The organism is Flavobacterium reichenbachii (assembly GCF_002217435.1).
Lineage (GTDB): Bacteria > Bacteroidota > Bacteroidia > Flavobacteriales > Flavobacteriaceae > Flavobacterium > Flavobacterium reichenbachii.
Window position 1 is genome coordinate 1 of the sequence record NZ_MUHF01000028.1, and the last position, 10,346, is coordinate 10,346.

General features: G+C 35.4%; 6 protein-coding genes. All 6 read left to right on the plus strand.

Annotation, left to right across the window (positions count from 1 at the left end; translation table 11 throughout):
* The first annotated feature begins 50 nt into the window (after positions 1 to 50).
* Positions 51 to 7,616 carry an RHS repeat domain-containing protein gene (locus tag B0A68_RS21055; protein ID WP_207763282.1) on the plus strand — a complete coding sequence of 2,522 codons (7,566 nt, stop codon included), beginning with the start codon at positions 51 to 53 and terminating at the stop codon, positions 7,614 to 7,616.
* A complete protein-coding gene (locus B0A68_RS21060; protein WP_035690361.1) occupies positions 7,609 to 8,115 on the plus strand; it encodes a hypothetical protein in 507 nt (168 codons plus the stop codon). The genes B0A68_RS21055 and B0A68_RS21060 overlap by 8 nt, the downstream gene beginning before the upstream one ends.
* 129 nt (positions 8,116 to 8,244) lie before the next feature.
* On the plus strand, positions 8,245 to 8,481 hold the full coding sequence (locus tag B0A68_RS21065; protein WP_035690360.1) for a DUF7336 domain-containing protein: 237 nt from the start codon (positions 8,245 to 8,247) through the stop codon (positions 8,479 to 8,481).
* A 105-nt stretch (positions 8,482 to 8,586) separates the two neighbouring features.
* A complete protein-coding gene (locus B0A68_RS21070) occupies positions 8,587 to 9,219 on the plus strand; it encodes a hypothetical protein (protein WP_035690358.1) in 633 nt (210 codons plus the stop codon).
* A gap of 81 nt (positions 9,220 to 9,300) precedes the next feature.
* On the plus strand, positions 9,301 to 9,822 hold the full coding sequence (locus B0A68_RS21075) for a hypothetical protein (RefSeq protein ID WP_035690357.1): 522 nt from the start codon (positions 9,301 to 9,303) through the stop codon (positions 9,820 to 9,822).
* Positions 9,823 to 10,028: 206 nt separating this feature from the next.
* On the plus strand, positions 10,029 to 10,346 hold a 318-nt coding region (locus B0A68_RS21080; RefSeq protein WP_133072205.1), incomplete at its 3' end, for a hypothetical protein.

Here is a 10,346-nt window from a genome sequence, read left to right on the forward strand (position 1 = left end):
GTGATGCTTCTGGGAAATATATTCCTTTTGGTGAAGAAATAAAATGGGAGGTGCCAAATGATAAACTTGTAAATACAGCAATACCATCTTATAATGATATTTTATTTTCAGGACATCACTCTTTAGTAAGCAGTTCTGAGGGATCAAATATCGGAATCAACTATCGTATAGGAGTTGGATTTGTTGGGCAGACTGGTAATTTAAAACCTTTTACTGTTGGAGGGCATGGTGGAAATGGATGGGGAACATCAGATACGGCAGTTTTAATGGAAGATATAGATGGAGATGGTCTTCCTGATAAAGTATTCAGAAATAAAGATGGTGTTTTTTATCGAAAAAATTTAGCTGGAACAGGCAAGAATTCTTTTGGAGAAATGAAAGAGATCAATATTAGTGATGTCGGCTATTCAAAATCGAATTCATTTAACTGGGGTGTCGATCTGAACTTAAAGTATGCCAATATCGGATACGATGAACAGCGTTCGACCAGCAAGACCAAAACCTATTTTATGGACTTTAACGGAGACGGACTAACAGATTACGTTCGTAACGGGCAAGTGTATTACAATAGGTTAGTAGACGGAGTTCCAACTTTTAAAAATAGCAGTTCAGGAACCCCTTCGCCAGTTGCAGGAGGTGGAAACATTACGATTTCTGGAACAACTACACTTTCGATAGAAGAAATAGAAAAACAAAATCCGCTGCACGATGTGGTGCGTATGTGGGAAGCACCTGTAAAAGGAATTGTATCTGTATCGCACGAATATCAATTACAAAAAGAAACTACACCCGAGCGTATTAAAGAACGCAGCGAATATGTAAATAATGCTGGAGAAGATAAGGCAGATGGTGTGCGATTGTATTTTCAAAAGGGAACTCAGTTGTTGTGGGATGAAGCTATTAGCGCAAAAGATTATGAAGCTAAAACCAAACAGAACAATAGTATTTCGGTTGAAAAAGGAGAGCGTTTGTATTTTAGGGTCAGCGCTGTAAAAGATGGAAATTTTGATACAGTTATCTGGGATCCTGTTGTTACCTATTCGCAGGTAAAACAGTTCGACAGAGACATCAATAATAATTTAATTACGACAGATTATATAGTTCCGGCAGCATTAAAAGATGCTAATTTATATTCGTTGTCAGCCTATAAAGCAAGCACCGATTTTTTTAGCAGCAACAACACATCAAAAGTAATACCTGTATCGGGAAATGTTTTTTTTAAAGGAATATTAAATAAACCGGTTACTTCTGATCACGTAAAATTAGTAATCACTAAAACATATCTGGGACAAACCAATCCGCCTGTAATTTTATTTGAAAAAACATTTTTAGCCAATGAAGCGGCAGCTTTCGATTTAGCTTCTGTAAATCTGCCAGCTTTTGAAGCAGATACTCAGGTAACCTTAGCATTAGAAACTCAGACCAATATCAACTGGCAGTCAATTTCTTTCAAACCAACGGTAATAGTGCCGACTTATCCGGGTACAGATCAGGAAGAAGTTCCAATGGAAGTGTATCATTTATTATACAACAAAAGAGAAGGGAACTACAATATACCAGGTGTTACTTCGACAGTCAGTGGAAAAGTAAAACTGAATATACTGCCTCAAGATTTGCTTTTGGCCTCACCTTTTCCTCCGGGAATAATTAATACTTATAATGGCGAGGTTGTTATTTCTGCAAAACAAAATAATCTCTTGTTAGCGCGCAAGCGTTACCAGCTTACATCTGGAACATTGGTCGAAGTAATCAATGCATTTGATAATGCAGTAGATTATCCAGAAGCAGCTGCAGGAATTCCAATTCAGTTAGAAACTACAATTTCAAATCCGTTATCAGTAAATATTCTTAGAAATTATCCAAAAGCAAATGCCTTAAATGTTCAGGTTCAGGTAACCGATTTAAAGGATCCGATTGACCTTACAGATGATGTAATATGGAATGCTGCCACAGATGATTTTGCGATTTACAGTCTTTTAAATCCAGATGAAAGAACATTAGGATTATATTATAGAAATTGGGGAGGATTTGTGATTAACGGAAATCTTGCCTCCAATACAATAGATCAAACCAAACTAAAACAATCCGATGCTTATTCTACAGAGCCGGACATAAACAATACTGATCCGGAAAATTATGACGGAAAGGGTTATGAAGTTTCAGAGAATTACTTTGTGTCTTTAACCCCATCTTATACAAAAACAAAATGGGCAGGCCTGGAAGAGTCCATTTATATACAAGGCGGAGTAATAGGAACATCAAGACTTGGAGAAGATGATATTGCAGATTATACAGATTTCTCCCTGCCTTCATTAGAAGGCGGAAGTACGTCTGCACTGGATATGGTCAGCGAAAGTAAAAGTAAAAGTATTGCCGCAGGAGTTAATGCCGGTCCGGCCAATATGGGATTCAGTAAGTCTATTGATGGAGATTCTTATGTAACCCAGACAATGGGTGATTTTAATGGAGACGGTTTTCCAGATTATGTCAGAGGCAGTAACGTGCAATTGACCATACCAGTTGGAAGCATTTCTGAAGAAGTATTCGACTTAGGAGATAATTTCAGCCATGCCGAAACAACATCAGAAGGACCAAATTTTGGAGGCGGTTACAGTCATGGTGAAGCAAAAAGTGCTGGAGTAATTGTAATAGGAAAGGAAGCTGCCAATAGAAAATCTGCCCAATCTGACGCTGATAAAGAAGCAGATAAAGCTAGAAATACAATGTCTGTAAGTACTTCTCAGGGTTATGGAACGGATAAATCAAAAATGATCCACTCGGATATTAACGGTGATGGACTGCCGGATAAAATAACCGATGACGGAACAGTACTACTGAATACCGGATACGGATTTTTAACAGCTGAAAACTGGAATAACAATGGACTTAATGCAGGAACATCTACCGACTGGAGTCTTGGTCTAGGCTATAATTTTAATGCAGGATCAATTACTGCCGGAGGAAATTATTCCCGTTCTACATCCAATGGAAATAAGTCCTTTATAGATATCAATGGTGACGGACTTCCTGATAAAATTGAGTATGTATTGGATAAAATGATCGTATCATTAAACTTAGGTGGCTCATTTGCAGCACCAATTGTTTATCCTACTTATTCTGAAATGAATGAGAATAAAAGTGTGAGCTACGGTTTTAATGCTGGTTATTCGTACGATATTGCAATTTGGCTGCTGCGCCTTACGCCATCGATAGGAGCTAGTAAAGGATGGAGTACGTCTCGTGCCGAAGCTACTTTTATGGATATTGACGGAGATGGTAATACCGATTATGTTATTTCTACAGATGAAAATAATCTTAAGGCACGTCTTTCGAATATTAAAAGAACCAACAAATTAAAAAGCGTTAAAAACGGAGCAGGAAACAGTTATGTGGTCGATTACGAATTAACCAAGCCAAGTTACGAGAACCCATCATCCAAATGGGTGCTGCAGTCTGTTGATGTTTTTGACGGACATGCGGGTGACGGTATCGATCATTCTATTGCCAAATTCAAATACGAAGACGGTTACCACGACCGCCGTGAGAGAGAATTTTATGGTTTTGGAAAAGTAACCCAGCTGCAGATTGATGCGGCTGATAATTCAGTTTTCATGACAACCGTTCAGGAATTTTACAATCAGGATTATTTTAGAAAAAATCTGGTAAAACACAGTTATACTTTAGATAAAAACGGCAAAATGCGTCAGGAGTCTGAGAATGAATACAGTTTTATCGATGTAGCAGCACAGACAAGTGTTCCGGTCTCGGATTTAGTTTCGCCGGCTTATGATGGAAAACGCATTTTTATAGGATTGATTCATGCCAATCAAAAAACGTATGAAGGAGGCAGTGATTATCTGGAAACCAATACCTTTAATACTTATGATGCCAACGGAAATGTCGCGCAATACATAGATTTAGGTAATGGTTCTGCTGATGATAAAGTAACGGCTAAAATCAGTTATTATGAAAGCACTACACCTTATTATGGAGGCATACCAAAACAACTGGAAGTGTATACGACAGAAGGACTAAAACGTAAAAGAGCTACAACTATTAATACCACAACGGCACAAGTTACCCAGATTAAAAATTATGCTTCTGCAGATAAGATTGCTGTTACGGATATTGCCTATGATACTTACGGAAACCTGCAGAAAATTACAGGACCTGTAAACTACAAAGGACAGCGTATGACTTTGGAATATGTATTTGATGCAGAAAATCATCAGTACATGACCGAGATTAAAGATGCTTTTGGATACCAAAATAAAATGGAATTTGACTATCGTTTCGGAATTACAACTAAAACGACAGATCGGAATGAACAAAGTTCAATTTATACAATAGATTCTAAAGGCCGTCAATTAACGATTAAAGCTCCTTATGAAATTGCTTCAGGCAAGCCCTACACCATTGCGTATGAATATTTCCCGGAAGCAAAAGTACCGTATGCTAAAACGAAAAATTACGATCCGGAATTGGATAAAGATATTGAAACCTATACCTATACAGACGGACTGGGCAGAGCGCTGCAGGTTAAAAAAACAGCCAGCTTGTTTACTCAGGCAGGAAGCGGCGATAAGGAGGCACAGATTGTTTCCGGGAAAGTAATTTATGACGGATTGGGTAGAGTAGCAACAAGTTATTACCCAACTACCACGACTATAATTGATAATAATTTCAGCACCGCATTATCAAGCGTAACCCCTACTGAAACCGAGTATGACGAAGTGGGCCGTGCCGTAAAAGTGACATTACCGGACGGGAGTAACAATATAACTACTTTTGTTCTGGAAGATTATGATGGCGTACCCGTATTGAAAACTACACAGACCGATGCCTTAAACAAAACAAGCCAAACCTATACAGATGCAACAGGACAGAATTTAGCCAGTATGCAGAATGATCTATTAACCAAGTTTGATACCAATGCATTGGGAGAGATGATCAAAGTAACCGATGCTATGGATCATATTACCAAAAGCAGTTACGACTGGCTGGGAAGACGTATTGAGTTTACGCATCCAGATGCAGGAACAAGTGCTATGGAGTATGATCTGGCAGGAAACCTAATCACCCGTATCACACAGGATATTAAAAATACAGTTCCAAATGGCGGTGCGATAGAGTATGTGTACAATTACAACCGATTGGAAAGCATCAAATATCCTAAAAACCCACAGAATAATGTACAGTACAATTATGGTAAAGCTGATGGAACAGCAGCACGCCGAGGCAGGTTATGGTTTGTACAGGATGCCAGCGGCGGGCAGGAGTTTTTCTATGGAAAATTAGGCGAGGTGGAAAAAGAAATCCGCACGCTTCGTATTACGCCAACCGATGTGCAGACTTATATTTCGCAGTACCAGTACGATACCTGGAACCGTATCCAGAAAATGACTTATCCAGACGGCGAAGTTGTAGATTATATCTATAACCGAGCCGGAAATCTGCAGAGCATGCAGGGAAAAAAAGAAAGTCATACATACGATTACATCAAGCAGTTAAGTTATGACGAATTTGAACAGCGTAAATATTTGAAATACGGCAATGATACCGAAACCAATTATACTTACGATCCTGTTATGCGCAGGTTACAGCAGCTGCAGGTCAAGAGCGGTTCAAGACAAGTCATGAATAACGCTTACGGTTACGATTTGGTGGGGAATGTATTGAGTATAAAAAATACAGCACCTATTGTCAATAATACACTGGGAGGAACAGCATCCCACGAATACCAGTACGATGATTTTTACCGATTAAAATCGGCAAAAGCAACCTACCAGGGTGAGTTTACCAAAGCCAGTTATGAGCTGAATATGAGCTATAACAAGATGCACAATATTACCAAGAAGGATTTAATTCATACGGTAAATAATGAGCAGAAGGGTTATGTTTTAGATTACAATTACGATAACGCCTTACATCCTAATGCGCCGAATAAAATTGCTGAGTCTGGAAAAACTGAGCCGAGAGAATATGTTTACGACGGCAACGGAAACCCGACCAGTTATACCGAAGAAAAAAGTTTCAGAAAAATGACCTGGGATGAAGATAATCGCTTAATGGGAATCAATGAAAACGGAAGAATTCACCAATTTACCTATGATGCAGGAGGAGAAAGAGTAATTAAAAGTTCAGGAGATTCACAGAATGTGGCCATCAATGGAGAAACCGCAGCGATGATTGTTCACACAGACGATTATACAGGATATGTAAGTCCATATTTTGTAATCAGCAAAGGGAAGTTTACCAAACATTATTTTGAAGGAGCAGGACGAATTGTAAGTAAACTGGGCAACGGAACTTTTGCACAGCCATTAGGCATTACAGCAGGAGGCGTAAACTATACTAAACTTACTGCCGAACAGCAGAAAGCAATGGACACTTATGTTAGAAGTCTTGGGGTGCCTCCGGGACCGCCGACACAGCAGGGAATTTATGCAACACCAGAATTTACAGGAAATCCGTACCCGAGTGAAGCAATTAAACCCGTAGAAGAAAATCAGGAACCGCCGGAAGGCTGGCCGAGAAACCCAATTTTCAATGCACCGGGAGACGTGCCGGGACCGCCGGTACAGTTTGGACCGCCGATAGAACCAGCAACAGTAAAACCTGGAGAAGGTTTTACCGGAATCGGAATGCCGGAGAATGATATTTTTTATTTCCATCCGGATCATTTAGGAAGTACTTCGTATATTACAGCCAGAAATGGAAGTATAAGCCAGCATGTGGAATATATTGCTTTTGGAGAGGTTTTGTTTGAGGAGCATTCATCTAGTTTTTCTAGTCCTTATTTGTTTAATGGTAAGGAATTGGATAGGGAGACAAATTTGAGTTATTATGGAGCTAGGTATCTGGATATGAAGACTTCACTTTGGTTGAATGTTGATCCTTTGGCGGAAAAAATGCAAAATATAGGAACTTATGTTTATGCATTTAATAGTCCTTTAACTGTTATTGATCCAGACGGTAAAGAAGGAATTGTTGTTTCGGGTCAGCCGGGTCCCCATAAGAATAGAGAACATTTTTTAGTTAATGGATTAGAAAGAGTAAAAGGTGCTTTGAAACATAGACAATCGAAATCAGAAAAAGTTACTTGGCTAGTTTATAATGATGGATCAAAAGAAAATGGTTACACTAAGGAAACATTAGCTAAGTATGAAAAATTAGCTAAAAAAGCTGGTGTAACAATGAAAGTTGTCTCAGACACTGATGAAATTATTGACTATGTAAATAATAAAACAGGTGGTAATTCTAGAGAGAATGATAAAATAACTAGCTTTTATTATGTAGGACATGCTACACCTGGGGATTTAGATGCAGGTTATACTGGTGGTATATTTGGTCAAGATTTTGATGCTAAGGATTTTAAAGATAAAGCGTTTGCTACAGGATCTTGGGTAAATGTTACTGCTGCATGTAGGACTGCTGTAGGAGGATATATAGAAAATAGCGTTGTTGATCAGTTTGCCAAAAAATTAGATGCTACATCAACTGTAAATGGATCTAATGTCAGAACTCAATTTGACGGAGGAGTACGTACAGATAGTGACTTATTAAAAGCAAATAAAGGGGAGCAAATAATTAAAAAAGGTAAAAAAGATGATTAAAAAAACTCTTATTGCATTGCTTATAATTACGTTTTTATATGGTATTTATAAGCCGTTCGTTGTACAATTTAAAAATAATGAAACTTTAAACTCTGTGAATTTGAAAAGAGGATCTATTTTTAAGTTAAAAGATTTTATTCAGTTAGATAAAACAAAAAAAAGTAAAGTTTATTTAGTTCTAAATGGCGAAGAATTAGATGATTTAAATATTGCAATTACAAAAGCAAACGTATTAAAATGTGAAGATGAAAATGTAATAAACGAATTGTTAAATTCGGAATTAAATTATACTGGAGCAGATGTTTCAACAATACAAAGTAAGATATACATATATTCTGGAAATAAATTAATATTTGAAAGTGAAATATCTTTAGATAAAAACTCAATAGGTTTGCAAAATAGAAATCTAGGGTGGGTGACACCTTCTGAAAACAAAGTTTTTGTAAATGTTTTTAGTCAGTTTAATCGTTATAATTTGCCTTTATTAATCATTTGGTAATTTAACCCGATCGCTCGGAAATTCTTTCCGTACCTAAGAGAACCCAACGAAATTCTAGTTAAAAAAGAATATAATGAAATACAAAAATTGGAGGCAGTAATCTGGAAAATTTTTAAATGAACATTATGTATGAGAGAAGTATATATACTACAGCATAGTTATGATATTGAAAATTTTGAAGAGATTAAGATCATTGGAATTTATTCCACTTTACTAAAAGCAGAAGAAACAATTAATAGATATAAAGATAAAAAGCGATTTATTGATTATCCTATTGACTGTTTTTCAATAGACAAATATAAGCTGGATGCAGACAACTGGACCGAAGGTTTTGTTAATTGGGAAGAAGCTAATGAGGAGGTTTAAAATTCCCAGCTGGTGCGAATGTAACTAGATGAAATAACAAAGAAAAATGAACTAGAAATCTAGCAATTTTTTCAGAAGTGTAGTTTTAAATAAACCTGTTGAATAATGATAAACAGTAATCTGGAAAGTTTTAATATAAAAGTATTTAATATTTTAAAGTTGAAAGATGAACTGAAGTATTTAGATTATGAAGTTGATCTTTCAAAAAACCAAAGCAGATTCAATTTTAGCAATGGTATTTATTTAGGATTTGATCAGAAGATTTATGTCTATTATACAGCAGAAGAAGTTTTAAATAACTCGGTTTATAGTGTTAAAAAATATTTGAATTATGATACAACCTTAAAGCAGTTTGAGAATGTCGAAGATGCTTTTGGTTATATAGAATATTTGCTAAGCCTTATAAAATATAAACAGTTAGAACAGTTTTTTTATTTTGAATATAAAGCAAAAAAAACGATTCAGCTTTTATGGAAAAAGTTTTCATTAAAAATTGTAAACAACCAAAGTACCGATGATTATGCAGTTCGAATAGGTATTTCAGGATTAGATTTTTTTGTTACAATCTGTTTTTTTGCAACGTACGAATTTGAAGTTGATTTTACACCAGCTAATGAAAATTGGTCGACTTATAAAATAAAAAGATACTTTACCATTGATGATTTATTTATTGATTTAGAAAGTTTTACTTTTTATGATTTGATTTCAATAAAAGAATCTGAAAGAGATATGTTTTAAATTCTATGCTCAGCAGTGCAAGATGAATAAGATGAGGTAGCCAAGTTGTGATTGATTTTTTAAACAAAAAAAGAAATTAAAATGAAAAAGTATATTAATGTTGTTTTTCTACTTGGAATTTTATTTTCTTTAAATTCTTGCAGAGTATATGATAATTATTATCATAAGATAAAAAATAATAGAGTAGAATTTCACTCTATTGTAAAATACATTATAAAAGAAAAATTATTAGAGAAAATGGATTCTGTATTAATACATCAGAACAATTCTATTTCGTTAGAAAAAGCTTGTATTCATTATAATAAGCATGATAAAAATAATAAGCTTACTGATAAAAGACTTATTGAATTTATGAATAAATATGATTTAGATAGAATTTGTTTGGAAAAACAAAATAATGAATTTTATTCTACTGTCATTATTTTTCATAAAGAATATAATCCTATTACAGGCAGTTCTAAAACAGTAGATTATGATTACGGAAAGAGCCGTAGTAGAGATAAAATATTGCTGGGAGAAAAGAAAATAGGAGGAACATATAGTAAAATTATAGATAGTGTTTTTATTTACTCTATCGACAAAAGCCCTTCATTTGGTCAATAATTTCACTTTATTAGAAAGTGAAAATTTGTTCAAAGAGTTCTTTTGAAAAGCTGTGCGAAAGTCTCCTGACTTCTAGTATTGGAATAAATAAAGAATACAATAATAAAAGAATTTGTAATAAAATAAAAATCCGGAATTTTTAATTTTCGGAAATAAGTTTTGGAAAATATAATATAAGCGGTCCCCAAAGCCGATTGATATACAGTATGAAAAATAAAATTATAATCCTTGTACTTTTAGTAAGTTCATTTTTGTCTGCAGTAAATTTTAAAAACTACGATCTGGTTTCTAAATTTTCGAGCGAATTTTTTGAAGATAAAAAAGAACCCGCTGCAGCCCCAAAAACAACAGCTGAGTCTTCTTCAAAAAAAATGGTCAAAGCGGCAAAAGTCTTTTATGCCGACATTAAAGAAGGTTTTATAGGAATCAAAGACCAGTCAGACACCGATGACGCTTATGATAATGTTTTTCATCTCTCTATAAACGAACTGCCTTCGGTTTACCAGAGCGCATATCTGGAATAC